The sequence below is a fragment of the Streptomyces sp. NPDC005574 genome, from assembly GCF_040605435.1.
Taxonomy (GTDB): domain Bacteria; phylum Actinomycetota; class Actinomycetes; order Streptomycetales; family Streptomycetaceae; genus Streptomyces.
This window is the reverse complement of the sequence record NZ_JBEXCW010000346.1, coordinates 1-1,172: the sequence shown is the minus strand read 5'-3', so window position 1 is coordinate 1,172 and position 1,172 is coordinate 1. Positions and strand designations below refer to the sequence as shown.

Below are 1,172 nucleotides of genomic sequence, written 5' to 3'. Positions count from 1 at the left end.
GACACGCGACGGCCCCATCCCCAACCATCAGGGACAAAAGGGGCGAACCGACCAACCGGTCAGCAGCTCACAACCCCTGACGAATCGAGGCCAACGTCACTGACAGGCCGCCAACTCTGGGCTCGAGAACCTCGTATTGTGCTGCACGGCTTTTGATGGCGGGCCCCGGCGGAAGCTCCTCCTGCCATTGCGGCGGCTCGCTGGCGGGGCGAGGTCGGGCTCATGCTGGCATACATGATCAGTGCGTCGATCATGGTATATGCGACGTCCCGTAAAGGCGGCCGGAGAGTCAGCATCCGTTCCTGCGGCCGGGACAGGATTCTCGGTACCGCCTACAGCGATCATGATCTGGTAGAGGGGATCGAGGATCTCGAGGGCGTTCCGGACGATCCCCGGTGGACCGAATAGCGCAGGGTTGGAACACCGACTCTTCACCAGTGGCCTGAGCCGTGACAGTGTTTCCCGCCCGAGCGTCGGGCGGATGTTCAATCCAGCGGCAGCAGCAACCTTTGAAATGCCCAGGATTACTCTGCCGTCCCCGTATGTTCAGGCTTTTTGTGCGAGCGCGTGGTGGGGGTTCGGGTGGTTTTGTGCGTGGCATCTCGGATCTTTCGGCAGGGGTGGGGGATGCTGTGCCATCAGCAACGTCGGGAAGGGAAGAGATTAGGTGACGGTCGCGGTGGTTGGTACAAGTGTGGGGGTGCGCCGGTTCAGCAGCGTGGACCGGACGGCGGTGCTGGAACTTATCCGGGGGGATCGGTTGCCCGGGCGTCCAGCTGTCACTGCGGCCGTACTCGACCAGGCTCTGGAGCAGGAAGTGCTGCTCTGCGAGGTGCTGGTCTCCACGGCCGGTGACGTGCTGGGCGCGGTGGGATGGACTATCCATGGCGCGGATGGTGCCGGGGTTGTGATGTGGCTGCACTGCCAGGACGACGAGCAGAATCTCGCCGAAGTTCTGATCCGGCACGTGCTGGGGCAGTTCGGGCGGCGGCCGGTGCACGCCTTCACCGAACCAACGGTGCTGACGCCGATCGGGCTGCCGGTACGCAACCGTCCCGGCACCCGCCGGGCCTTGGAAGGGTGGCGTCCGATCCGCGGTGTAAAAGACGACGAGCGTAGGTTTCGTACTGAACCGTCCAAAGTTCGTACGAAGGAGTCCCACGCTCGTGTCT

Annotated in this window: 1 pseudogene; it reads left to right on the top strand. The window is 63.7% G+C overall.

Annotation, left to right across the window (positions count from 1 at the left end):
- Nucleotides 1-667: 667 nt before the first annotated feature.
- A pseudogene (locus ABZT03_RS44645) lies at nt 668-1,172 on the top strand (hypothetical protein); the annotation flags it as partial.